Here is a 21,728-nt window from a genome sequence, read left to right as displayed (position 1 = left end):
CTTCCCCAGCGTCATCGGACACAAGGGGGAGGAAACCATGACCGAGGATATGACGCCGGCCGAGGCTGGCAAGGCACCCTGGCATCTGTGGCTGGTGGGCGTGCTCTCGCTGCTCTGGAACGGGTTCGGGGCCTTTGACTTCGTGATGACCACGGCGCGCGGCGAGGCCTATATGCGCGAGGTCGGCTTCTCGCAGGCCATGATCGACTATTATCTGGCCATGCCCGCATGGATGTGGGCGCCGTGGATTCTCGGGGTCTGGGGGGCTGTGATCGGCTCGATCCTGCTGCTGGCGCGCAGGCGCTGGGCGGTCTGGGCCTTTGCCGCCTCTCTGCTCGGCGCGGTGGTGAGCCTGATCTATGGCAAGGTGATAAGCCCTCCGCCCATCGACCCCGCCAGCGACATGGCCACCATGATGACCTGGATGCCCTGGCTGATCGTGCTGATCGCCGCTTTCCTGGCCTGGTACGCATGGAGCATGGGCAAGAAGGGCGTGCTGCGCTAACACCGGCTGATCCGGGGTCTGGCCCCGCAGGAAGGGGTGTTGGCCGCCGTGTTCGTGCCGCCTGTCGAGCTGAGCGCCGAGGAGGTGGCGCAGGTGCGCGCGTGGGTGATCTTCGAGGATGCCCACGTGATCGCCTTCAACAAGCCTTCGGGCCTGTCCAGCCAGGGCGGGCGCATCCGTGCCCACACGCTTGATGACCTGCTGTGGGCGTTTGCGCGCTCGAACGGCAAGCGCCCGCGCCTGGTGCACCGGCTGGACCGGGACACCTCGGGCGTGATCCTGACCGCCAAAACCCATCCGGCGGCCAGCTTTCTGGGCAAGGCCTTGCAGGCGCGGCGCTTTCACAAGCGCTATCTGGCGCTTGTCGCCCAGGCTCCCGAGCCTGCGAGCGGCGATGTCAGGGCGGCACTGCTTCGTGCCGAGATCGGCCGCGAAAGTCACATGCGCGTCGTCCCCGACGATACGCCCGAGGCCAAGGCCTCCCACACCCGCTATCGCACGCTCGCTTCATCGGGTCTGGGCGCCCTGATCGAGGCCGAGCCCCTGACGGGGCGCATGCACCAGATCCGCGCGCATATGGCGCATCTCAAGGCGCCGCTGCTGGGCGATGCGCGCTATGGCGGGCCATTGCGGGCGGGAGACGAGGCGGTGGCGCGCCTGATGCTCCACGCCCGCACCCTGCGGTTTCCCCATCCCGAGGGCGGGGAGAGAGTCATCGAGGCACCCGTCCCGCAGGACTTCGTGCGGCTGTGCGAGGCGCTGGGGCTGGAGCACGCTCTGGCCGGAGCGGGCGAGGGCCATGCGGGCTGAACGGAACCGGGGGCGTGTGCGGACGCTTTCTTGGTGAACAGTCACGCCTGAAGCCGAGGCCCGTCATGAAAACTGCCCTGAAGCTACTGCCCGTCCTGTCTGCCTGTGCCGTGCTGGGTGCCTGCGCCAGCGTCGCCCCGTATGGCCCGGCCACCAGCAATGCCGCCCAGGGTTTTTCCGAGCAGCGCATCGAGCAGAACCGCTGGCGCGTCAGCTATCGCTCCCTGGGCGGGCCGGAGATGGCCAGCGACTATGCCCTGCTGCGCGCGGCGGAACTGACGCTGGGCCAGTCGCAGGACTGGTTCATCGTCGACAGCCGTTTCGTGGACGGCAGGCCCGCCAGCGCCGTGCGCCCCACCTTCAGCGTCGGCGCAGGCACCTCGCGCTACGGGCGCTGGTCGACATCGGGCGTGGGCGTCGGCGTGGGTCTGAACTTCGGCGGGCAGCAGCCTTCGACTGCCGTGCTTGAAATCCGCACGGGAAGCGGGCCGCGCCCCGACCGGGCCGACGCCTATGACGCCCGCGAGATCGCCCGCAACCTGTCGGGGCCGCGCTGAGCGGGCTCAGCGCCCGCGCGTGAGGTGGCGGTACTCGACTAGCCGCTCCTTGTCGCGGCGCACCTGATCGCCCACGGTGTTGTCCACGTCGAGCGAGGCGTAGCGGACCCAGCCGTCGATACCCAGCTTGTCCTGTATGGCTGACACCGGCGTCTGCCAGCGGAAATAGGACAGCCACGACACTGCTACCCCGAGCAGCAGCGCCAGACCCACCAGCACCAGGCCAAGACCCGCTGCCGAGCCCGCCACGGGCGGCGAGATCGCGAACCACAGCCAGACCCAGGCGATGAACACCAGCGGGGTCATGAAGCGCGAGAACCAGCGCATCCAGTAGCGCTCGCGCCGCACGCGCCACAGCTCCATCTGGATGTATTTCTCGAGGTACTCGGTGCGCGCGCCCAGCCACATGGTCAGGCGGGTCAGGAACATGGCCCGCGCCCCCCAGCCCCTGCCGTCGGTCTGATAGTGGGTCTCGGCCTGATCGGCCATGGCGCGCGAATGGGTGAACAGGTTCTGCAGCTCGCGCGTGCGTTGCACGATCTCGCGCGACAGCTCGTAGGAGTCGTTCTCCAGCCGGAAGCGATACTGTGTGAACAAGATGGCGTTCAGCACCCAATAGATCACCACCACCAGCAGCATGGCCCCCAGCGCGAGCCCCGCTCCGATCTCTGCCGAGCCGGTCAGGCCCGCCAGCCACGCCGGGCCGAGCGTCGCCAGCAGCGAGAAGGCGGCCAGCGCCAGCGCCTGGTTCATGCGCTTGACGCTGACGTGCACGCACAGGGCTGCGAACACGCGCCGCCCATAGTCATGGATGCGGCTGCGCATATCCTGATCGGCGGGGAAGCGCTCTTCGATCTGGCGGGCGAACAGGACGTGGAAGCGGTCGGGTTTGCCCTCGGTCTCCCAGAAGGGGAAGATGTCGAGCGGCTGGTTGAAATACTCGTCGATGTGCGCCGAGATATGCTCCTGAGCCGCCGGATCGAGCGAGAAATAGTCGCTTTCCTGAATGGGCCGCAGGATGCCCTCACGCGCGGTGGTCGGGGCATCCGATCGCGGCGGCGTCGGGGCCGGAGCTGCGCGGTCGGCCACATCGCTGGCTCCGGGCGGCGGCGGCGTGGAGGGGGGCAGATGCGAAGGTGCGCCAGAAGGCGCTACGGCAGGTGCGCTCAGAGGGCTGGCATGGGGATCGTACTGCGGCGCCGGTTCGGCGGCGGGCTGGGGCGGCCGGGGCGCGTGGGGATCGGTTTCGTGCGACATGACGGCCTCTCAGCTCGCAACGGTTAAGCGTGACTATGTAAGCGGTCGGAGCGCTCAGGGCCACAGCCCTTCGCCTGACGGGGGAAAGCGGGGCGCTGCGACATGGCCTAACTCGCGTGCCGGGCCATGGCAGCGGCGAAACCCAGTAGGGGTGCGAGCAGGACCATGGACACCATTACCGCGCGGCGCACGGGGCGAAGCTCGCTGGCGGGCGGGCTCCAGCCGGGCTCGTGCCGACGCCGTTTCGCCCAGGCGGTGAACTTCATGGTCGGCAGGATCGAAATGAGCCCGATCAGCACGAAGGTTGCGATCTTGGCCCAGAACCACGGATTGTCCTGATAGAAGGCCCAGCCCTTGCCGCCGTAGAACACCCGCGCCAGCCCGACCCCGAAAACCAGCAGGGCCGCAAGCCCGTATCCCAGGTCAATGCGCGACAGACGCGCCACATCCACATCGACGCTGCGCAGCAAGGTCGCCTCGCTGACCAGCATGGCGATCAGGCCCAGAAAGAGCAGGTGGTGCAGCACCGCCAGCCACAGATCGACAGACATGAGCCGTTCTCCCCTTGGCGCTGCCCCCTTGCGCTGCCCTCTTGCACAGTGAGGGCGCGAGGCGCAGACACGACACGCCTTCATGCAGCGGATTACAGGGCGAGTATGACATCCTTTCTTCTGGTGGCTACAGGCGGCGCACTGGGCTCCATGGCGCGCTATGGCATGAGCCTGATGATGCTTCGCGCCTCCCGCGCGGGCTGGCTGCCCTCGACGGGGGCCCTGTCGGGCTGGCCGTGGGCGACGGCAAGCGTGAACGTGATCGGCGGCCTTCTGATGGGACTGCTGGTCGGCTGGCTCTCGCACCGCGGATCGGCGGGCAATGAGCAGATCCGCCTGTTTCTGGGCGTGGGCCTGCTGGGCGGGTTCACGACCTTCTCGGCCTTCAGTCTCGAGGTCATGCTGATGCTTCAGCGCAAGGAATGGACGATTGCTGCCCTCTACATCGGCGCTTCGGTGATCTTCAGTGTCGGCGGCCTGCTGGCCGGACTCGCGCTGGGCCGACAGGTGTTCGGGGACATAGGCTAGCAGCCCGATCCGCATTGCCACGTCCGGGCCGGGCGCGCTAAGGCCCGTGCATGAGCCGAGACGTCAAGACCCTCACCGTGGCCGCGGCCGAAGACGGCATCCGTCTCGACCGCTGGTTCAAGCGCCGCTGGCCGCATATCAGCCATGTGCAGGTGCAGAAGCTGGCCCGCAGCGGTCAGATCCGTGTCGACGGAGCGCGCACCAGAGCCGACGCGAGGCTGAGCGCGGGCGCGCAGGTGCGCGTGCCGCCCCTGCCCGATGCCAGTGAAGCCCCGAGCCGTGAAGGTGGTCTGAGCGATCGCGACAAGGCCTATGCCCGCTCGCTGGTCCTGCACGAGGACGAGATGGTCATCGCCCTGAACAAGCCTGCCGGCCTCGCCGTGCAGGGCGGCACCAAGACCACCAGACATATCGATCGCCTGCTGTCGGCCTGGGGCGAGGGAATGGAGCGCCCGCGCCTGGTGCACCGCCTCGACCGTGACACCTCGGGCGTGCTGCTGCTGGGCAAGGGGCCTGAAGCGGCCAAGCGTCTGGCTGGGGCCTTTGCGCGGCGGCGCGCTCGAAAGACCTACTGGGCCATCGTGGCGGGCAATCCCAAGCCCCCCGCCGGCCTGATCGAGATGGCGCTCAAGAAATCCGGCATCAACGACTTTGAAAAGGTGCGCCCTGCCGATCCCAAGGAGCATGGCGCCGAGCCCGCCGAGACGGGCTATGTCACCATAAGCCGCGCCGCGCACCGTGCCGCATGGGTGGCGCTTCGCCCCTACACCGGGCGCACCCATCAGCTGAGAGCGCACATGAGCGCGCTGGGCCATCCCATTCTGGGTGATCCCAAATATGGCGACGAGGCCTCGACCGAGCTGTCCGGTGCGCTGGGCCTGCAACTGCACGCGCGGCGCATCGAGCTGGAGCATCCGGGCGGGGGCATGTTCATCGTCGAGGCCCCCCTGAGCGCGCAGATGAAGGCCGGTTTCGCCCATTTCGGCTTCTCCGAGGACGAGGCCGAGGCCGAGCCGTTTCCGCCGGAGCGCCGCCGCCGATGAAACCGCCTGCACGATTCATCGAGCCCGGCGCCGATGTGGTGCGCCGCTTCTGGAAAGAGGTCAGCATCGCCGAGGAACGCGATGGCTTTGCCGTGATGCTGGACACTCGCCGCCTGAAGACGCCTGCGGGCGCGGCGCTGGTCCTGCCCACGCGTGCCAAGGCAGACATGGTGGCCGATGAATGGCGGGCGCAGGGCGAGATCGTCGCCATGGCCTCCATGCCCGCCACGCGCCTCGCACAGACCGCCATCGCCCGTGTGCGCGGCGCGCGCGAGGCGGTCGCCGCCGAGGTGGCGCGCTATGGCGGCTCGGATGTGATCTGCTACCTCGCGGACGGCCCCGAAGCCCTGAGGGACAGGCAGGAGGCGGGCTGGGCGCCCTGGCGCCAATGGGCGAGCGAGAGGCTCGGTGCCCCGCTGGTGCCCGTGCAGGGCCTGCTTCATCAGCCACAGGACGCGGCGGCGCTCGAGCGCCTTTCCGTGCTGGCGCTGGAACTGGACGACTTCGATCTTGCGGCGCTGGCGTCCCTGACCAGTCTCCTTGGCTCGGCGGTGCTGGCCTTTGCGGTGCAGCGCGGCGCGCTCGATGCCGTCGAGGCCTATGAGCTGTCGCGCATCGACGAACTATACCAGCAGGCGCGCTGGGGCGTGGACGAGGAGGCCGCCGAGCGCACGCGCCTTCACCACGACGAGGCCGCCATGCTGGGACGATGGCTGCTGGCGGAGTCATAATTTTCCAATCTGGAAAGTTATGACTTGACGATCTGGAAAGCCGTGTCATTTTCCATCATGGAAAGTGAGGACGGCATGACCGACAGACCCGACCCGCGCGAAGCGCTCGACGCCATTGCAGCAGCCCGGCAGAGCGTGCCCGGCGAAATCCGCCATTCCCTGCTGGATGACGTGGCCTATGGGCTTGTCTGTGGCCTGCTGGTGGCCGGGCAGGGTCTGGACAGGCCCTGGTCGTTCGTGGCTCTGGTCGTGTCGCTCACCGGGCTGTTCGTGTTCGTCCATCTCTGGCGCAGAAAGTACGGCTGGTGGGTCAGCGGTTATTCCCCCAGAAAAGCGCGCTGGGTCGCCATAGCCATGGCGGCTGGTCTTGTCGGGCTCATGGGGCTTTCGATCTGGGGCAAGGCGGCGGGCATCGGCTGGACGCCTCTGGCGACCGGTGCGGCGGGCTTTGTGCTGGCCATTGTTGGCAGCCGTATCTGGATGGCCGTCTGGAAGCGGGAGCTGGCCGAGGAAGCGCAGTGACACAGTTGCCGGTGTTTGATCCCGTGATCCATGCGCCCGGGCGCCTGCAGCTGTGCGCGATCCTGTCCCGGCTCGACGAGGCCGAGTTCGCCATGCTGCGCGAGAAGCTTGAAACATCGGACTCGGTGCTCTCCAAGCACCTGCGCCTTCTTGAGGAGGCAGGCTATATCTCTATCCGCAAGGCCGCGCGCGATGGGCGCCAGCGCACCTGGCTGTCCATGACCAGAGCCGGACGCGAAGCCTTCTCGGCCCATGTGCGGGAGTTGCAGCGGCTGGCGGGCCTTGCGGGCTGAGGGTCAGTGCTTGCCACCGCGCGCGTCCGCTCCTAAGCCTGCCAGGCGAAACCCGTAACGGAGCTTGCCATGCAGCACATCCTCGAAGAGCTGGAACAACGCCGTCAGGCGGCCCGTCAGGGCGGCGGGGAAAAGCGCATCGCCGCCCAGCACGCCAAGGGCAAGCTGACGGCGCGCGAGCGCATCGACGTGCTGCTCGACGAAGGCAGCTTCGAGGAGACCGACATGTTCGTCCAGCACCGCTGCACGGACTTCGGCATGGATCAGCAGCGCATCCCCGGCGACGGGGTGGTGACGGGGCGGGGCACCATCGGCGGGCGTCTGGTCTATGTGTTCTCCAAGGATTTCACCGTGTTTGGCGGCAGTCTTTCGGGCGCTCACGCGGCCAAGATCGTCAAGCTGCAGAAGATGGCCCTGACCAACGGGGCACCGATCATCGGCCTGTTCGATGCAGGTGGCGCACGCATTCAGGAGGGGGTCGAGAGCCTGGCGGGCTATGCCGACATCTTCCTGCAGAATACGCTCGCCAGCGGCGTGATCCCCCAGATCAGCGTGATCATGGGCCCGTGCGCGGGCGGTGATGTCTATTCGCCCGCCATCACCGACTTCATCTTCATGGTGAAGGACACCAGCTACATGTACGTCACCGGCCCCGACGTGGTGAAGACGGTCACCAACGAGGTGGTCAGCCATGAGGATCTGGGCGGCGCGCGCGTGCACGCAGGCAAGTCCGGCGTGGCGGAAGGTGCGTTCGAGAACGATCTGGAGGCCCTGTCCGAGGTGCGCCGCCTGATCGGCTTCCTGCCCCTGTCGAACCGCGAGAAGGCCCCTGTCCGCGAGTGCTTCGACGAGCCCGAGCGCGACGAGCCAAGCCTTGATACCCTGGTCCCTGCCAATCCCAACCAGCCCTATGACATGAAGGAGCTGATCCTCAAGGTCGTGGACGAGGGCGACTTCTTCGAGATCGCGCCCGACTATGCGCGCAACATCATTACCGGCTTCGGGCGTCTGGAAGGCCAGAGCGTAGGCGTGGTGGCCAACCAGCCCCAGGTTCTGGCGGGCGTGCTCGACATTGATGCCAGCCGCAAGGCCGCGCGTTTCGTGCGCTTCTGCGATGCCTTCAACATCCCGCTTCTGACTTTCGTCGATGTGCCGGGCTTCATGCCGGGCACGCGCCAGGAATACGGCGGCCTGATCAAGCACGGCGCCAAGCTCCTGTTCGCATATGCCGAGGCCACGGTGCCGAAACTGACCGTGATCACCCGCAAGGCCTATGGCGGGGCCTATGACGTGATGAGCTCCAAGCACCTGCGCGGTGACGTGAACTATGCCTGGCCGTCCGCCGAGATCGCGGTGATGGGCGCCAAGGGCGCGGTCGAGATCATCTTCCGCAAGGAGGCCGGCGATGCCGAGGCCCTGGCCGCGCGCGAGGCCGAGTACAAGGCGCGCTTCGCCAATCCGTTCGTGGCGGCGTCACTGGGCTATATCGACGATGTCATCATGCCTCACGGCACGCGCCGCAGGCTGGTGAGGGCGCTGCGTACCCTCAAGTCAAAGACGCTCGAAAACCCCTGGAAAAAGCACGACAACATCCCGCTCTAGGCGCGCCGCCCTTTTGGCTGCGGGCCCGATCCGACCGATCAGGGGGTGAAGGGTGGATTGCTGTCATCTCCATCGCCGCCTGCCAGGGCGATGACGGCCACCACCAGCGCCGCTCCGCCCAGCACGAGGATGGTGTTGAAGCCGTCATCCTGACCGGTCTGGTCGCTCCGGGCCATGGAGGCGCGGTGGACGCCGGCGCTGTCGCCGCACGGAGAAGAGGCCAGGGCGGTCATGGGCACGTTGGATGCCACCTGCACCGCGCAGCCGTCGCCATAGACGATCCGGGTCTCGCTCGTGGCCACGACCACGTCACCGGCGCGCAGCATGGCAACCGGGCCGCTTGCCTCGAAGCCGCTGCCGCGATCCACGCGCAAGCTGGCGTCGGCCGCCATGATGCGGGCCACGGGTGCCGAGGCCGGCAGGCCGGGCGGCACATCGGCGGCGGGGCCGCTGGCCAGAGCGGCACCGGTGGCGGCGATCACGCCGCTGGCGGCCAGAAAAGCGAATGTTTTCATATCCAACGCCCCGAAATCTGAACTGATAAATGATCCGTGCTGGCCGCCATCCCAAGCCGGGGAGGCAAGGCCGCGCGCAACGGGCACTAAACATAATCCGGTTACGCGAGTTCTAACGCCTCGACAATGGCCAAGCTCGGCCTTGCCGGTAATGACGATTTCAGGCCCTGCAAGCGTGATGCTAAAGCCACTGAAGCTCGCGTGAGGCGAAGCTTGCAACCTGTCGCGCGATGGTTGACTTTGGGTGCGGGGATCGCTGGTGTCAATTGGCGGGGGGTGGCTTGAGTAGTGTTCTGAGTGCGGAGGCGTTCTACGACGCCATCCTTGACGACGACTGGTTTGCGCATCTGCCCCGGATGATGGCGAGCCACTACGGCGCACGATCCTGCAACATGGTCTGGCAGCTGCCTGACGGGGCACACCAGATCGTCGGCCAGTGCGGGCATTTCCTCCCCGAGCACATGGCGCTTTATGCAGAAGGGTTCACAGACAAGGATCTGTGGGCCCAGAGGGCCTTGACTCCCGACCGGGTGAACCGGGCCCACAACTGCGAAGAGTTCGTCAGCGCTGACGAGTATGAAAACAGCGCCTTCTACAACGAGTGGATTCGCGCCATCGGCGACGATACCTACTATTGCGCGGGCATGATGGTTCAGACCGGCTGGGGCACCGGACTGATTGGCTTTCACAAGGGACGCAGCCAAGGCGGGTTCGATCAGGAAAGCCTCGATGGCTTTTCCAGGGATGTCTTGCACATACGCAAGCTGCTCGCGGTGCGCGGGCGGCTCACGGTGGAACAGATCGCGCGCAGGACCTCGGCAGAGATGCTGGACGCCGTGGCCCAGGGGGTGATTGCGCTCAACCCGGACGGCACCTTGGTCAGTGCCAACGCTGCTGCCGAGGCCGTCCTGAGTGAGGGCAGCCTGCTTGCGGTGCGATGCGGACGCCTTGAGGTGGTTGATCCGAACGATGCGCTGCGACTGTCCGGCGCGATAGCCATGGCGGCGCGGCCACGCAATCCGTCAGGCTCGACCCTGACCCTGCGAGGCGGCGGGCGCGAGGGCTTGCAGGTCACGGTGCTGCCCCTTGCGGTCGAGGGTGGGCCGAGGCGCGTCACGCTTCTGCTGGGCCTGGGCGCGCGCAGCGACACTCTGGCCCGCCAGCTTCGCACACTGTTCGGCCTCACGGCGGCGGAGGCCGATCTGGCGGTTCGTCTGTCGGAGGGGGTCTCGCCGCACGATATCGCTCAGGCCCGCGGGGTGAACGTCAGCACGGTTCGCTCCCAGTTCAAGCCCCTCTACGCCAAGATGCAGTGCAGCGGACAGTTGCAGGTCGCCAGCCTCGTGCAGCGCATCAGGAGCACCGGCGCAGGCCTATGGTCCTGACCGGAGCCTAGCAGGCCGGGATCGAGAGCCCGGGCGCAAGGCGCGTGTCCACATCGCCGCACGCGCGGGACAGCTGGCGCTGGGTAAGACCGCGCACGCCCATCAGGCTGGCGCCTGACAGGTTCAGCCCGTCGAGTGTCGCGCCCGCGAAGCTGGCACCATCCAGATGCGCGCCCACAAAGCTGGCGTTGGTCAGGTTGGCACCCGAAAAGTTCGCAGACGAGAACACGCCGCCATAGGCGTTCACATCGCGCAGGTCCGCGCCCGAAAAGTTCGCGCGCGTCATGATTGTGAGGCTGAGATCGCTCTGGCGCAGGCGTGCGCGGGCATAGTTGCGCCCCGGTGCCGACAGGCCCGTCAGGTCGGCCTGAAACAGGTTGCATCCGGGACAGCTCGCCCCGCGGCGGGCACTGGCGATCTGTCCGGCGTTCTGGGCCAGGGCCGGGCCTGCGCCCACGAGAAGGGCGGCGAGCAGGGCTGCCGTGATGCGTTGGTGGGCGGCTGATCGGGTCACGCGGTTGGCTCCCTGAGCGATAGGGCCCCACCCTATCGCCACGCCCCTGAACAATGGGTTCACGCGCTGCCCGAGCGCGGCGAGGAGGGGCTGTCCATCGGGCGCGAGGGCATATCGCCTGCATGGCCACAGGCGTCGCAGGTCGCCTCGCCGCCGCGCCTTTGCCAGGTGAAGTCGCCACAGGCCGGGCAGGCGTCTGCGGTGATGGCCTGATCGCCCGACATGACATCTTCGCGCGGCGCTCTCGCAGAAAAGGGCAGGACCACGAGGTTGTCAGGCGCGCTTCCCCTGGCAAAGCCCTTGGAGATGAACCGGGCCGCAGGCAGGGGCTCGGTCTCGCCCGTCCTGTCACCGCCCAGGCCATCGGCGTTCAGCGCCTCGGGATCGGCATTGGCCAGGTCGCTGCGGTCCAGATAGGACACGGCCAGCTCGCGGAAGATGTAGTCGAGGATCGAGGTCGCGGACTTGATCGAGTCGTTGCCCGAGACGCGGCCCGCAGGCTCGAAGCGGGTAAAGACGAAGGCCTCGACGAACTCGTCCAGCGGTACGCCGTATTGCAGGCCGATCGAGATGGCGATGGCGAAATTGTTCATCAGCGAGCGGAAGGCCGCGCCTTCCTTGTGCATGTCGAGAAAGATCTCGCCCAGCTCGCCGTTCTCGTATTCGCCGGTGTGCAGATAGACCTTGTGGCCGCCCACCGAGGCCTTCTGGATATAGCCCTTGCGCCGGTCGGGCAGCTTGCGCCGCACGCGATCGCGCTCGATGACGCGCTCGACCACCTTTTCGACGGTGCGCACGGTTTCGGGCTCGGCCGTGCGCGGGGGCGCGCTGGCCGCCATATCGCCGCCCAGTGCAGGCATGGTGTCAGATGCAGGCAGGGCGGTCGCGGGCGCAGGGGCGAGGCGCACGGCTCGCGCACCCGCCAGCGCCAGGGCGGACTGGGTGCGCTGGGCCGCTACGGCAGAAGGGCCGACCTCGCGCACCACGACGGCGGGCGCATCGCTGAATGTGGCGATCAGGGTCTCGATGTGCTCGCGCATGGCCGCGTCGAGCGGTGCGAGCAGGGGTTTGAGCGCCTCTGGCAGGGCGGGCCAGGCGGTCAGGTCAGCATGGCCGAACAGGCGGGCGTCGGCCTCGCTGATGTCGTTGTCGTCAAAGCCCAGCGCGCGCAGCAGGCTGAAGTCGCTGGCGCGGACCTGTTCCAGGCCAAGGCCCAGCACATCGCGCAGGAACCCTTCGTCGAGGCCTGCCAGATTGATGGCGTCTTCCAGGCTGGTGGCAGTGTCCATGCGCGCGCCGATCAGCGCCAGCTCGTGATCGGTGAAACCCTTGGCGCGCAGAGCCGCGTCGTCGATGGGGCCGCCGTGCTCCAGAGATCTGTGCCCCGCCAGCCAGCGCTCGGCGGCAGCCAGATCGGCGCCCGCCTCGGCGAGCAGAGCCGCAGCGCTGGCCTCCAGCCCATGAAAAATCTCGCCGTCCTCGGTCTCGAAGGCTGCGAGGGGTGCGGGCGCGTCGATGGGCGTGCGCGGGCAGGGGCAGCCCGCCATCAGCGCCGCCTCGGGGCTGGACGCCAGAAGATCGAGCGCGCAGTGGCGCAGACCATCGCGCGAGACAGCCGCCAAGGCTTCATCGAACAGGCAGAGGGCGGGGCCGGGGCCATGCTCGGCCAGCACCGCCCTCTCGCGGGCGAGGCGACGCAGCAGTTCGTCGCGCAGGACGGCAAAATCGGGAGCGGCACGTCCCATGCGTGCCAGCTCGCACGAGGCCAGCAGCGCATGCGCACGCACCTCGGCGAACAGCGACAGAACCGTCGCATCCGCATCGGCGTGTGGTGTCGAGCGTCGGCGCAGCCAGGGCACGACGCCATGGATGGCGAGGGCGATCTGGCGGGCTCCGGCGCGGGCTCTGGCGGCTTCGGGGCTGATGCTGAAGCCGCAGCCGACCTCGATGTCGAGCGCACAGACGACAAGGCGCATCAGGTGCGAAAAGCGCTGCGGATCGATCCGGCCCTCGCGATCGGACAGGCTGGCCAGATTGATGGTCATCAGGGGCGCGAGGGTGCGGCGGGACAGGTTTTCGGCATCGAGGGGATCGAAGCTGAGCGTGATGTGTCCGCATTCCGCGCTCAGCCGGGCGAGGCGCGCAGCCTCTGGCGTGCCCGCGGCGATCTGGTCGCGGGCGGCGTGGATGGCGAGATGGGGCAGGGGAGTATCGTCGAGCGTGGCGGGCTCGGGGCGCAGATGAATCGCGCGCGCGATCAGGTCATCGCCGAGACCCTGCCTGCGGGCGGCGACTATGGCGCGCGCCAGGGCGGCATTGCGCAGGGGGTCGGCGCAGGCGTCCTCGCTGCCTTCGCAGCGGTGGTGCGCGTCATGCACGGCCATCAGGGCGCTGTGGGCGGCCTCCAGCAGACCTCGCGCGCTGTGACGGGCGCGGATCGTCGCGGCAAGCGCTTCGGCACGGCCCAGAGTGGCGAAGTCGGCCAGATCGAGGGCCAGCGGCTGATCGGCCTCGCCCTGCACATCGTCGGCGATGGGGTGGATGCGGTGACCGCTGGCCAGAACCGGGCCGGGCGCGATCAGATCCAGCAGGGCCGCCCCGATCAGCTCGTCGCGAAAGTGCTCGGCATCGCGGCGGCTCTCGAAAAGGCCCGTGGCGTGGCCCCAGGCCGCCAGACGCCCTGCCCAGCGATGCAGACCTCCGCCCAGGGGCGCACCATCGTCGTCGCAACGGGTCAGGCAGCCGCCCTTGCTGGCCGCCAGGTTGGGCAGATCGCGCGGCAAGCCGTCGCAGAAACCGCGCCAGGCGTCGATGCGCGCGTTGGTCCAGCGGGACGGCGCCAGCACCTTCTCCAGGCGCGAGGCCCCGTCGCATTCACGCAGGCTGAGCGCGAGCCTGTGGGCCGATTCCCTCGCAAACTGGCTGTCGAAGCGCATGAGCGATCTCGCCTTGCTGATCCTCTGGCCGATCCCTTGGCCGATCCCGTGCGGGGCACCGGCCATGACAATGGCCAATGTGGCGCAGGTGCTTCAATAGATATGGGGTATGGAGCCTGACTTACCCCCAAGATATTGACGTCGCAGGGCTCGTGTGAATCGCTGGACGCGGCGGCGGCGGATTTCTATAGTCGCGGCCGTCGAGGTCCGTGAACGGGGGTGGCACCGCAAGCCCTTCCGCACCGGGGCCTCGGCTGATTTCGGCTTTCTGCTTTTCGGACCTGGCGGCTTTCAGTGCTCAGCAAGATCTTTACCTGGTGGAACGGTGCGACGCTTGGAACCTTGTTCACCGTCGGGCGCCGCGGGCGTCTGGTCGGGCAGGACGAGTTCGGCAACCGCTATTACGAGTCGCGCGATGCCACCTCCTATGACGGGCGCAGGCGCCGCTGGGTAATCTACAACGGCTATGCCGAGGCCTCCAAGGTATCGGCCGACTGGTACGGCTGGCTGCACTACACCTTCGACCTGCCGCCTACCGAGGAGCCTCTGGTGCGCCGTGCCTGGGAAAAGGATCACCTGCCCAATCTGACCGGCACGCCCATGGCCTGGCGCCCGAGCGGCTCGCTGGCTGGCGAGGGGCAGCGCCCCGCCGCCACTGGGGATTACGAAGCCTGGACGCCCGAGGGCCGGTGATGATCAGACGCCGCGTCAGCCTGGCCCTGTTCACCCTGGCGGTCGTCGGTTCGGGCGTTGTCGTGGCCCAGACCGAGAACGCGCCCGCGCCGCCCGATCCCATCGGCGAAATCCTGCGCGAGGCGGCCCGTCAGGCCGAACAGCAGCGCAGCAGCGAGCCCGAGCCTGCTCCCCCCGCGCCCGAGGCTGTGCCTGCACCGACCCCCGCACCCGCAGAGACCGCAGAGGTGGTGCGAGAGCCAGATGTGGTCGACGAGGTGACCCAGGCCGAGGTCACGGGGGAGGTCACGACCATCACCGAGGAAGTTCAGGATGCCGGGCCGCGTGCGCGCCACGGCGTGGTGGTGGTGCAGATCCTCGACAAGGTCTCCGCCGAGACCGAGCGCTTCGAGGTGCGCGTAGGCGGCAGCCCGGTGCGCTCGCGCGGCCTGATCTTCACTGCGCGGGCCTGCGAGACCTCTGCGGAAGGCGAGCGTGTGCGCGATGCGGCAGCCTATCTCGAAATCTCGGCCCGCCCGCCCGAGCTGGTCCAGCAGGGCCAGCCCCAGACCCGCCAGGTCTATCGCGGCTGGATGTTCGCCTCGACGCCTTCGGTCAGCCCGCTGGAGCACCCGCTCTATGACGCCTGGGTGGTGGGCTGCCGCAGCTGATCCAGCGCCTCGGCCCCGCTCATGGGTCGGGCAAGCGCGGCCAGATCGCCCTCAAGGCGCAGTGCCTCGGTAAGGCGCTGGTGATAGACCCTGCGGCTCATGATCTGCGGCCCGAACTGGTCGAGATGCGGATTCTCGAACTGGGCATCCAGCAGCACGAAGCCTGACGCGCGAAGGCGTGCGGCCAGGTGCACCAGCGCGACCTTGGAGGCATCGCGCACCCTGCTGAACATGCTCTCACCAAAGAAGGCGCCGCCCAGCGACACGCCGTAGAGTCCGCCCGCCAGGCGTTCGCCCTGCCAGCACTCGAGGCTGTGGGCATGGCCCATGGCGTGCAGTTCAAGATAGAGCGCGCGTATGGGTGCATTGATCCACGTCTCGCTGCGCCGCTCGTCCAGCGCGGCGCAGGCGTCCAGAACCTGCCCGAAGGCGGTGTTGAAGCGCAGCGTGAACGGATCGCCCCTCAGCGTGCGCGCCAGCCTGCGCGGCACACGAAACCGGTCCAGAGGCAGCACCGCGCGCTCGTCGGGATCGATGATGAACACGCGCGGATCGTCATGACTCTCGGCCATGGGAAAGAGACCGCGCGCATAACACTCCAGCAGAGCCTCGGGACCGAAGTCCGTCGCCATGGTCAGTTACCGCTGGCGGCCCTGGCCCAGTTCTCCAGCCAGTGAATGTCGTACTCGCCCGACAGGATGTCCGGCTCGGCCAGCAGGCGCTGGAACAGCGGGATGGTGGTGTCCACGCCTTCGACGACCATCTCGGCCAGTGAGCGGCGCAGGCGCGCGATGCACTCGGCACGGTCACGGCCATGCACGATCAGCTTGCCGATCAGGCTGTCATAATAGGGCGGAATGGAATAGCCGGAGTAAAGCGCGCTATCGAGGCGAACGCCCAGCCCGCCGGGGGCGTGGAAGTTCGTCACCGTGCCCGGAGACGGCGTGAAGGTGACCGGGTTCTCGGCATTGATGCGGCATTCGATGGAATGGCCCTCGAACACCACCTCGTCCTGGCGAACGGACAGGGGCAGGCCCGCAGCGATGCGAACCTGCTCGCGCACCAGATCGACGCCCGTGATCATCTCGGTCACGGGGTGCTCCACCTGAAGGCGGGTGTTCATCTCGATGAAGAAGAACTCGCCGTCCTCCCACAGGAACTCGATGGTACCGACGCCCAGATAGCCGATGGCCTTGACCGCATCGACCACAACCTTGCCGATGGCTTCGCGACCGGGGCCGTCGAGGGCCGGCGAGGGCGCTTCCTCGAGCACCTTCTGGTGGCGGCGCTGGAGCGAGCAGTCGCGCTCGCCCAGATGGATGACATTGCCGTGGCTGTCGGCGACGACCTGAAGCTCGATGTGGCGCGGTTTCTGGAGGTAGCGCTCCATATAGACGGAGCCGTCACCGAAGGCGGCGGCGGCCTCGGCCTGGGCAGTCTGGAAGGCTTCGTCCAGATCGTCGGCGGTGCGGGCCACCTTCATGCCGCGTCCGCCCCCGCCCGCAGCGGCCTTGATGAGCACCGGATAGCCGATCTCGGCCGCGGCCTTGCGGGCCTGATCGAGCGTGGCGACGCCGCCGTCCGAGCCGGGCACCACGGGGATGCCGGCATCGCGCGCGGCCTGCTTGGCCGTGATCTTGTCGCCCATCATGCGGATGTGGTCGGGGCGCGGGCCGATGAAGGTCATGCCGTGCGCCTCGACGATCTCGGCAAAGCGCGCGTTTTCGGACAGGAAGCCATAGCCGGGGTGGATCGCCTGGGCCCCCGTGATCTCGGCAGCGGCAATGATCGAGGGAATGTTGAGATAGCTCTTGGCCGCAGGCGCAGGCCCGATGCACACGCTCTCGTCGGCCAGGCGGACGTGCATGGCACTGGCGTCGGCCTCGGAGTGGATGGCCACCGTCGAGATGCCCATTTCCTTGCAGGCCCGGTGGACCCGCAGCGCGATCTCGCCGCGATTGGCGATCAGAACCTTGTCGAACATCAGGGCTACTCGAGAATGACCAGGGGCTCGCCGAACTGGACCGGCTGGCTGTCGCCCACCAGCACTTCGAGCACGACGCCGTCACGCGGGGCGGTGATGGGGTTCATGGTCTTCATCGCTTCGACGATCAGCAGGGTCTGGCCCGACTTCACGCGGTCGCCTGCACTGACGAAAGGATCGGCGCCGGGCTGGGGCTGCAGATAGGCCGTGCCGACCATGGGCGATTTCACCGGCTCGCCGCGCTGGGCAGGAGCTTCGGAAGCTGCGGGAGCAGCAGCAGCCGGGGCAGTGGTGGGCGTGGCCGGGGGAGCGGGCTGGGACATCATCGGCACGCCAGGCGCGCTCATGGCCACGGGAGCGGCCGCCACCGTCACCTCTCGCGCCACGCGTACACGCAGGTCGCCGCGCTCGACCTCGATCTCGGTCAGGTCGGTGTCATTGAGGATCTCGGCCAGCTGGCGCACGAAGGTCGCATCCGTGCCGCCCTCGGCCTTGTCGCTGCGTCTCGGGGCGGGAGCCGCCTTGCCGGCGCCGGTCTTGGAGGATGTTGCCATGGGAAATCAGGAACCTTCTCTTGCAAGTTCTGGCATCAGTGAGGTCGCGGATCGTCAGGGCACGCGCCGCGCGACCAGCGACAGGGCCGCATCAACGGCCAGTTCATAGCTCTTGGGGCCTAGCCCCGAAATCATGCCGTCCGCGACAGGTGTCACGAAGGAGTGATGGCGAAACGCCTCGCGCGCCAGAGGATTGCTTAGATGACACTCGATGACCGGGATGTCCAAGGTCTTGAGCGCATCATGCAGGGCGACAGAGGTGTGGGTGTAGGCCGCCGGATTGATGATCAGGGCGCAGGCCTCGCGGCCGGCCTCCTGAATCCAGTCCACCAGTTCGCCCTCGATGTTGGACTGGCGGAACACGACCGGCGTGTTGTCCGCACGTGCGCAGCAGGCGGCCTCGATCTCGGCCAGGGTCGTGCGGCCATAGACTTCGGGCTCGCGCGTGCCAAGCAGGTTGAGATTGGGCCCGTTCAGGACGTAGAGAGGTTTGGACATATCGATCCGGACTTTGCCGGGCGCTTTTAGCCCGCTGTCCCCAGCCTTCACAAGCCGCGATCGTGGGAAAGGTGCCCTAGCGTCATGCACATCGAAGTCAACGGTCAGTCCCGCGAGGTTGCAGCGCAGGACGTGGCGGCTCTGGTGGCCGAGCTGGGGCTCGATGCGCGCAAGGTCGCCATCGAGCGCAACCGCGAGATCGTGCCGCGCTCTCTATATGAAACGATCCCCGTCGAGGACGGGGACCGATTCGAGATCGTGCAGTTTGTCGGCGGAGGCTGAGCCTCAGTTCCCGCCGGTCGTTCCTTCGAGCACCACGCCCTGCTCGCGATTGGCGCGGTCGATCATGTCGCGCGAGTTCTGGCGCACTTCTTCCCATTCGCGGCGCGTCATGCAGATGCGCTGGGGCCGGTTCGAGCCGACCACGTGCTCGCGACGGCAGACCTGCTCGTTGTCGCGCGCCTCGCGTTCGGCACTCACGCGATCGGCCTCGGTCTGTTCGGCGGTCTGCGGTGCGGTCGGTGTGTGGTTCTGGTGCTGTTCGTCAAAGGCGAGCAGGGCCAGCACGGAGAAAAGCGTTACAAACATGTAATGTGTCCCTCAGGGTTGAGGCTTAATGTCACAGAGCGGGGCACAGATGACAACCTCCGCTTTCATTAAATTTTGCCCCGGAGCCCTGAACGTCGGGTCTCTCAGGGTGAAGCGCGCGGCCAGTGCGGCGTCTGGTTGCGAAACCAGGTCATCTGGCGCTTGGCATACTGGCGCGTGGCGGTCTTCAGTCGATCGAGGGCCTCGGCCTTGGTGATCTCGCCCTTGAGGTACGCGGCCAGCTCGCGCACGCCGACCGCCTTCATGACCGGCACTTCCGCGGACAGTTCGCGGGCCAGCAGGCGCTCGACCTCTTCCAGGGCACCCTGTTGCATCATCTGTTCTGCGCGCAGGTCACAGCGGGCGTAGAGCGCTTCGCGTTCAGGCAGCAGCAGCAGGGTTTCATAGCTGTTTTCCGGCAGGGGCGCCGTGGTCTGGTTCTGCCACTCAGACAGCGAGCGTCCGGTGTGGCGTGCAACGGCCGCTGCGCGGACCAGCCTTTGGCGGTCTCCCCTCATGATCCGGGCTTCTGCGGCGGGGTCCGCGATCCGAAGCTCTGCGCGCATGGCATCCTCTCCGCGCACGTCGAACTCTCGGGTCAGGGCGTCGCGAAGCGCATCGGGCACGGCGGGCACCTCGGCGAGCCCGAGGGTGAGGGCGCGGAAATACAGCCCCGTGCCGCCCACGATGATGACGGGCCTGCCTTCGCTTCGGGCCGTTTCGATCTCTTCCATGGCCGCGCGCTGCCAGCGGCCCACCGACCAGGCCTCGGCCCCGTCGGCGGTGCCATAAAGCCGGTGCCGGGCCAGGCTTTCCTCGAGCGCAGACGGGCGCGCGCTGAGCACCCGGAGGTCGGCGTAGAGCTGCTGGCTGTCCGCGTTCACGATCACCGCGCCGCTTTCGCGGGCACGCGCAAGCGCCAGAGCGGACTTGCCCGAGGCGGTCGGACCGGCAATCAGGGTGATGGCGGACATCGAAATGGCGAGAGTTCCCTGTGGCTGCTGGCCCGCGCTGCTGGCCCGCGCTGTTGGCCCGCGCTGTTGGCCCGTGTTGTCGGTCTGTAGCCGCTGGCTCTTGAGCGCGCAGCCTCTATATGTGCGCCAGAACGCGCACGCGCCCAACCCCTTACAGGAGCCCGCCCTTGCCCAGCCTGGACGCGGTCATCGAAACCCTCGATCAGATCACCGACCCTGAGACGGGCCGGGGCCTGCACGCGTCGGGCAAGGTGCTGGGGCTGGTGGTCGCCGAGAGCCGCGCCGGGTTCGTCATGGAGGTAAGGCCCGATCAGGCGACGCTCTATGCCCCGGTGCGCGATGCCGCGGAGCACGCCTTGCGGGCCATGGCGGGCATGGAGCGGGTCTCGGTGGTGCTGACGGTCGAGCAGCCGCAGGCGCGCGCGCGCAAGGCGTCGCTCTCGCCCGCCGCCCGCGATCAGGACCGCAAGGCAGCGCCGCGTCCCGAGGCCCGTCCCGCCCACGTCCGGCGCGTGATCGCGGTGGCCAGCGGCAAGGGCGGCGTGGGCAAGTCGACGGTGGCGGTCAATCTGGCGGCCAGCCTTGCGCGCGAGGGCCTGCGCACGGGCCTGCTGGACGCGGATGTACACGGTCCCAGCGTGCCGACCATGCTGGGTTTGTCCGGCGCCCCGGATTATGTCGATGGCGCGCTGGTGCCGCATCGCGCCCACGGCATGTTGGCCATGTCGGTGGGCCTGCTGATGAAGGCGCGCGATGCGATGATCTGGCGCGGCCCCATGGCCAGCCAGGCCCTGACCCAGATGCTGACCCAGACGCGCTGGGGCAGCGAGCGCGAGCCGCTCGATGTGCTGATCGTCGATCTTCCGCCGGGCACGGGCGATGTGCAGCTCACCTTGATCCAGAAGACGCCGCTGGACGGCGTGGTGATCGTCTCGACCCCGCAGGAGGTGGCGCTGGCGGACGCGCGCCGCGCCCATACCCTGTTCGAGAAGATTGGCGTGCCGACCCTCGGTCTGGTCGAGAACATGAGCGGGCCGGTGTTCGGCGAGGGCGGCGCGCGCGAGGAGGCGCAGCGCCTCGGCGTGCCGTTCCTGGGATCGCTGCCGCTGGATGCCACGGTGCGTCTTGCGGGCGATTCGGGTGTTCCGGTGGTGATGAGCGATGAGGCCATCGCCGCGGCCTTCGATCCGATCACAAAGGCCGTGCGCGCCGCTCCAGCACCCTGAAGGTGAAGGCGTGATCGTCCTTCTCGCCGGGGCCGTGGTGCTCGCGCGCCACCTCCTCGAAGGCGGCTTCATCGAAGGCGGGAAACAGGGCGTCGCCTTCGACCTCGGCCTCCACCTCGGTGATGTAGAGCCGCTGCGCCTTGGGCAGGGCTGAAGCAAACAGGGCGGTGCCGCCGATCACGCAAACCTCGTCAACGCCGTCGTCGCGGGCCTGATCGCGCGCGATGCCCAGTGCCTCGGCAAAGGTGCGGCACACCAGAGCCCCCTTGGGAGCGCAGGTCTCGTCGCGGCTCAGCACCACGTTCAGCCGGCCGGGCAGGGGGCGCAGGTTCAGGCTGTCCCAGGTCTTGCGGCCCATGATGCAGGGTTTGCCGATGGTGATCTGCTTGAAGCGCTGAAGGTCGCTGCGCAGGCGCCACGGCAGGTCGCCGTTGCGCCCGATCACGCCGTTTTTAGCGCGCGCCACCACCAGCACCAGACGCGGAAGGGCAGGGGCGAGGCTGCTCACCGTGCGGGCTCCAGCCATTTGAGCCACTTTTCGGCCATGGCAGCCTCAAGATCGATGCCCGCGTGATCGCAATAGATCAGCAGCATGCCCAGCACGTCCGCCGCCTCGCGCGCCAGGGCCGCAGGGTCGCCCTCGCCGCGTGCCCTCGCCGACAGCCGCAGGTGCTCGGCGGTCAGCTCGCCCAGCTCCTCCTGCATCTTCAGCAGCGCCCAGTCCCGGTCGCGATTGATGCCGTACCTGGCGGCATAGATGTCGGAGACTTCAAGCACGGCGGCGGAAAGCTGGGACAGCGTCATGACGAGCG

Annotated in this window: 27 protein-coding genes; 14 read left to right on the top strand and 13 right to left on the bottom strand. The window is 67.8% G+C overall.

Features of this window, described 5'->3' with window-relative positions:
* Positions 1–37 precede the first annotated feature (37 nt).
* The 3 genes from ACK4E3_RS11980 to ACK4E3_RS11970 all read left to right on the top strand — a co-directional run bounded on the left by ACK4E3_RS11980 (position 38) and on the right by ACK4E3_RS11970 (position 1,872).
* The gene (locus tag ACK4E3_RS11980; RefSeq protein ID WP_409701408.1) at positions 38–505 is read left to right on the top strand and encodes a hypothetical protein; all 468 of its coding nucleotides are present in this window, start codon (positions 38–40) and stop codon (positions 503–505) included.
* A 39-nt stretch (positions 506–544) separates the two neighbouring features.
* Complete coding sequence (locus ACK4E3_RS11975) at positions 545–1,315, top strand: RluA family pseudouridine synthase (RefSeq protein ID WP_409701405.1); 771 nt, start codon at positions 545–547, stop codon at positions 1,313–1,315.
* 65 nt (positions 1,316–1,380) lie between these two features.
* Complete coding sequence (locus ACK4E3_RS11970) at positions 1,381–1,872, top strand: CC0125/CC1285 family lipoprotein (protein ID WP_409701402.1); 492 nt, start codon at positions 1,381–1,383, stop codon at positions 1,870–1,872.
* Between the two features lie 6 nt (positions 1,873–1,878).
* Here ACK4E3_RS11970 and ACK4E3_RS11965 read toward each other — a convergent pair whose 3' ends face one another.
* A complete protein-coding gene (locus tag ACK4E3_RS11965; RefSeq protein WP_409701400.1) occupies positions 1,879–3,129 on the bottom strand; it encodes a hypothetical protein in 1,251 nt (416 codons plus the stop codon).
* 107 nt (positions 3,130–3,236) lie between these two features.
* Entirely contained in the window at positions 3,237–3,680 is a 444-nt protein-coding gene (locus ACK4E3_RS11960; RefSeq protein ID WP_409701397.1) for a DUF2214 family protein, read from the bottom strand.
* Between the two features lie 105 nt (positions 3,681–3,785).
* On the opposite strand from ACK4E3_RS11960, the gene crcB reads away from it, so the two are divergent.
* From crcB to ACK4E3_RS11930, 6 genes are all read left to right on the top strand, one after another.
* Positions 3,786–4,208 carry a fluoride efflux transporter CrcB gene (gene crcB / locus ACK4E3_RS11955; RefSeq protein WP_409701394.1) on the top strand — a complete coding sequence of 141 codons (423 nt, stop codon included), beginning with the start codon at positions 3,786–3,788 and terminating at the stop codon, positions 4,206–4,208.
* 50 nt (positions 4,209–4,258) lie between these two features.
* Positions 4,259–5,251, top strand: coding sequence for an RluA family pseudouridine synthase (locus tag ACK4E3_RS11950; protein ID WP_409701391.1), 993 nt, complete (start codon positions 4,259–4,261; stop codon positions 5,249–5,251).
* The gene (locus tag ACK4E3_RS11945) at positions 5,248–5,982 is read left to right on the top strand and encodes an ATP12 family chaperone protein (protein WP_409701388.1); all 735 of its coding nucleotides are present in this window, start codon (positions 5,248–5,250) and stop codon (positions 5,980–5,982) included. Before ACK4E3_RS11950 ends, ACK4E3_RS11945 begins: the two co-directional genes overlap by 4 nt.
* 75 nt (positions 5,983–6,057) lie before the next feature.
* Positions 6,058–6,504: a hypothetical protein gene (locus ACK4E3_RS11940; RefSeq protein WP_409701385.1), complete on the top strand. Its 447-nt coding sequence runs from the start codon at positions 6,058–6,060 to the stop codon at positions 6,502–6,504.
* Positions 6,501–6,797, top strand: a complete 297-nt coding sequence (locus tag ACK4E3_RS11935) for a winged helix-turn-helix domain-containing protein (protein WP_409701382.1) — start codon at positions 6,501–6,503, stop codon at positions 6,795–6,797. Before ACK4E3_RS11940 ends, ACK4E3_RS11935 begins: the two co-directional genes overlap by 4 nt.
* Before the next feature lie 69 nt (positions 6,798–6,866).
* Positions 6,867–8,399: an acyl-CoA carboxylase subunit beta gene (locus tag ACK4E3_RS11930; RefSeq protein ID WP_409701379.1), complete on the top strand. Its 1,533-nt coding sequence runs from the start codon at positions 6,867–6,869 to the stop codon at positions 8,397–8,399.
* A 38-nt stretch (positions 8,400–8,437) separates the two neighbouring features.
* Here ACK4E3_RS11930 and ACK4E3_RS11925 read toward each other — a convergent pair whose 3' ends face one another.
* The gene (locus ACK4E3_RS11925; protein WP_409701377.1) at positions 8,438–8,914 is read right to left on the bottom strand and encodes a hypothetical protein; all 477 of its coding nucleotides are present in this window, start codon (positions 8,912–8,914) and stop codon (positions 8,438–8,440) included.
* Positions 8,915–9,195: 281 nt separating this feature from the next.
* Here ACK4E3_RS11925 and ACK4E3_RS11920 point away from each other — a divergent pair, with 281 nt between their 5' ends.
* Complete coding sequence (locus ACK4E3_RS11920) at positions 9,196–10,299, top strand: helix-turn-helix transcriptional regulator (protein WP_409701374.1); 1,104 nt, start codon at positions 9,196–9,198, stop codon at positions 10,297–10,299.
* Between the two features lie 7 nt (positions 10,300–10,306).
* Here the strand turns inward: ACK4E3_RS11920 and ACK4E3_RS11915 are convergent, their stop codons facing one another.
* Together ACK4E3_RS11915 and ACK4E3_RS11910 are read right to left on the bottom strand one after the other, a co-directional pair.
* Entirely contained in the window at positions 10,307–10,813 is a 507-nt protein-coding gene (locus ACK4E3_RS11915) for a pentapeptide repeat-containing protein (RefSeq protein ID WP_409701371.1), read from the bottom strand.
* 59 nt (positions 10,814–10,872) lie between these two features.
* A complete protein-coding gene (locus ACK4E3_RS11910) occupies positions 10,873–13,815 on the bottom strand; it encodes a TSCPD domain-containing protein (RefSeq protein WP_409701368.1) in 2,943 nt (980 codons plus the stop codon).
* 228 nt (positions 13,816–14,043) lie between these two features.
* On the opposite strand from ACK4E3_RS11910, the gene ACK4E3_RS11905 reads away from it, so the two are divergent.
* Both ACK4E3_RS11905 and ACK4E3_RS11900 read left to right on the top strand, forming a co-directional pair.
* Positions 14,044–14,442 carry an NADH:ubiquinone oxidoreductase subunit NDUFA12 gene (locus ACK4E3_RS11905; RefSeq protein ID WP_409701365.1) on the top strand — a complete coding sequence of 133 codons (399 nt, stop codon included), beginning with the start codon at positions 14,044–14,046 and terminating at the stop codon, positions 14,440–14,442.
* On the top strand, positions 14,442–15,092 hold the full coding sequence (locus ACK4E3_RS11900) for a DUF2155 domain-containing protein (RefSeq protein WP_409701362.1): 651 nt from the start codon (positions 14,442–14,444) through the stop codon (positions 15,090–15,092). Before ACK4E3_RS11905 ends, ACK4E3_RS11900 begins: the two co-directional genes overlap by 1 nt.
* Here the strand turns inward: ACK4E3_RS11900 and aat are convergent.
* The 4 genes from aat to aroQ are packed head-to-tail and all read right to left on the bottom strand — an operon-like array spanning position 15,059 to position 18,128.
* A complete protein-coding gene (gene aat / locus ACK4E3_RS11895) occupies positions 15,059–15,724 on the bottom strand; it encodes a leucyl/phenylalanyl-tRNA--protein transferase (RefSeq protein ID WP_409701359.1) in 666 nt (221 codons plus the stop codon). The two genes, ACK4E3_RS11900 and aat, sit on opposite strands and share 34 nt — an antisense overlap.
* A gap of 2 nt (positions 15,725–15,726) precedes the next feature.
* Positions 15,727–17,076 carry an acetyl-CoA carboxylase biotin carboxylase subunit gene (gene accC / locus ACK4E3_RS11890; protein ID WP_409701356.1) on the bottom strand — a complete coding sequence of 450 codons (1,350 nt, stop codon included), beginning with the start codon at positions 17,074–17,076 and terminating at the stop codon, positions 15,727–15,729.
* 5 nt (positions 17,077–17,081) lie between these two features.
* Positions 17,082–17,630 carry an acetyl-CoA carboxylase biotin carboxyl carrier protein gene (gene accB, locus ACK4E3_RS11885; RefSeq protein WP_409701353.1) on the bottom strand — a complete coding sequence of 183 codons (549 nt, stop codon included), beginning with the start codon at positions 17,628–17,630 and terminating at the stop codon, positions 17,082–17,084.
* Positions 17,631–17,684: 54 nt separating this feature from the next.
* The gene (gene aroQ, locus ACK4E3_RS11880) at positions 17,685–18,128 is read right to left on the bottom strand and encodes a type II 3-dehydroquinate dehydratase (protein WP_409701350.1); all 444 of its coding nucleotides are present in this window, start codon (positions 18,126–18,128) and stop codon (positions 17,685–17,687) included.
* Positions 18,129–18,212: 84 nt separating this feature from the next.
* Between aroQ and thiS the strand changes: the two genes are divergently transcribed.
* Positions 18,213–18,410, top strand: a complete 198-nt coding sequence (thiS, locus tag ACK4E3_RS11875; protein ID WP_409701347.1) for a sulfur carrier protein ThiS — start codon at positions 18,213–18,215, stop codon at positions 18,408–18,410.
* 3 nt (positions 18,411–18,413) lie between these two features.
* On the opposite strand, the gene ACK4E3_RS11870 is transcribed toward thiS, so the two are convergent.
* Complete coding sequence (locus ACK4E3_RS11870; protein WP_409701344.1) at positions 18,414–18,716, bottom strand: hypothetical protein; 303 nt, start codon at positions 18,714–18,716, stop codon at positions 18,414–18,416.
* 104 nt (positions 18,717–18,820) lie between these two features.
* The gene (gene miaA / locus ACK4E3_RS11865; RefSeq protein WP_409701341.1) at positions 18,821–19,690 is read right to left on the bottom strand and encodes a tRNA (adenosine(37)-N6)-dimethylallyltransferase MiaA; all 870 of its coding nucleotides are present in this window, start codon (positions 19,688–19,690) and stop codon (positions 18,821–18,823) included.
* 167 nt (positions 19,691–19,857) lie between these two features.
* On the opposite strand from miaA, the gene ACK4E3_RS11860 reads away from it, so the two are divergent.
* Positions 19,858–20,916, top strand: a complete 1,059-nt coding sequence (locus ACK4E3_RS11860; RefSeq protein ID WP_409701338.1) for an Mrp/NBP35 family ATP-binding protein — start codon at positions 19,858–19,860, stop codon at positions 20,914–20,916.
* Here ACK4E3_RS11860 and ACK4E3_RS11855 read toward each other — a convergent pair.
* Positions 20,882–21,424: a dihydrofolate reductase gene (locus tag ACK4E3_RS11855; protein WP_409701335.1), complete on the bottom strand. Its 543-nt coding sequence runs from the start codon at positions 21,422–21,424 to the stop codon at positions 20,882–20,884. The genes ACK4E3_RS11860 and ACK4E3_RS11855 overlap by 35 nt on opposite strands.
* Entirely contained in the window at positions 21,421–21,720 is a 300-nt protein-coding gene (locus ACK4E3_RS11850; RefSeq protein ID WP_409701332.1) for a phosphoribosyl-ATP pyrophosphohydrolase, read from the bottom strand. The genes ACK4E3_RS11855 and ACK4E3_RS11850 overlap by 4 nt, the downstream gene beginning before the upstream one ends.
* Positions 21,721–21,728: the final 8 nt, after the last annotated feature.

The sequence above is a fragment of the Brevundimonas sp. genome (genome assembly GCF_046299595.1).
Lineage (GTDB): Bacteria > Pseudomonadota > Alphaproteobacteria > Caulobacterales > Caulobacteraceae > Brevundimonas.
Note: the sequence above shows the minus strand (reverse complement) of the source record. Positions and strands in the feature narration are given on the sequence as shown.

Coding starts and splice junctions, on each gene's coding strand:
- ACK4E3_RS11980 (WP_409701408.1), top strand. CDS start 38: ATGACCGAGGATATGACGCCGGCCGAGGCTGGCAAGGCACCCTGGCAT.
- ACK4E3_RS11970 (WP_409701402.1), top strand. CDS start 1,381: ATGAAAACTGCCCTGAAGCTACTGCCCGTCCTGTCTGCCTGTGCCGTG.
- ACK4E3_RS11965 (WP_409701400.1), bottom strand. CDS start 3,129: ATGTCGCACGAAACCGATCCCCACGCGCCCCGGCCGCCCCAGCCCGCC.
- ACK4E3_RS11960 (WP_409701397.1), bottom strand. CDS start 3,680: ATGTCTGTCGATCTGTGGCTGGCGGTGCTGCACCACCTGCTCTTTCTG.
- crcB (WP_409701394.1), top strand. CDS start 3,786: ATGACATCCTTTCTTCTGGTGGCTACAGGCGGCGCACTGGGCTCCATG.
- ACK4E3_RS11950 (WP_409701391.1), top strand. CDS start 4,259: ATGAGCCGAGACGTCAAGACCCTCACCGTGGCCGCGGCCGAAGACGGC.
- ACK4E3_RS11945 (WP_409701388.1), top strand. CDS start 5,248: ATGAAACCGCCTGCACGATTCATCGAGCCCGGCGCCGATGTGGTGCGC.
- ACK4E3_RS11940 (WP_409701385.1), top strand. CDS start 6,058: ATGACCGACAGACCCGACCCGCGCGAAGCGCTCGACGCCATTGCAGCA.
- ACK4E3_RS11930 (WP_409701379.1), top strand. CDS start 6,867: ATGCAGCACATCCTCGAAGAGCTGGAACAACGCCGTCAGGCGGCCCGT.
- ACK4E3_RS11925 (WP_409701377.1), bottom strand. CDS start 8,914: ATGAAAACATTCGCTTTTCTGGCCGCCAGCGGCGTGATCGCCGCCACC.
- ACK4E3_RS11910 (WP_409701368.1), bottom strand. CDS start 13,815: ATGGCCGGTGCCCCGCACGGGATCGGCCAAGGGATCGGCCAGAGGATC.
- ACK4E3_RS11900 (WP_409701362.1), top strand. CDS start 14,442: ATGATCAGACGCCGCGTCAGCCTGGCCCTGTTCACCCTGGCGGTCGTC.
- aat (WP_409701359.1), bottom strand. CDS start 15,724: ATGGCGACGGACTTCGGTCCCGAGGCTCTGCTGGAGTGTTATGCGCGC.
- accC (WP_409701356.1), bottom strand. CDS start 17,076: ATGTTCGACAAGGTTCTGATCGCCAATCGCGGCGAGATCGCGCTGCGG.
- accB (WP_409701353.1), bottom strand. CDS start 17,630: ATGGCAACATCCTCCAAGACCGGCGCCGGCAAGGCGGCTCCCGCCCCG.
- aroQ (WP_409701350.1), bottom strand. CDS start 18,128: ATGTCCAAACCTCTCTACGTCCTGAACGGGCCCAATCTCAACCTGCTT.
- thiS (WP_409701347.1), top strand. CDS start 18,213: ATGCACATCGAAGTCAACGGTCAGTCCCGCGAGGTTGCAGCGCAGGAC.
- ACK4E3_RS11870 (WP_409701344.1), bottom strand. CDS start 18,716: ATGTTTGTAACGCTTTTCTCCGTGCTGGCCCTGCTCGCCTTTGACGAA.
- miaA (WP_409701341.1), bottom strand. CDS start 19,690: ATGTCCGCCATCACCCTGATTGCCGGTCCGACCGCCTCGGGCAAGTCC.
- ACK4E3_RS11850 (WP_409701332.1), bottom strand. CDS start 21,720: ATGACGCTGTCCCAGCTTTCCGCCGCCGTGCTTGAAGTCTCCGACATC.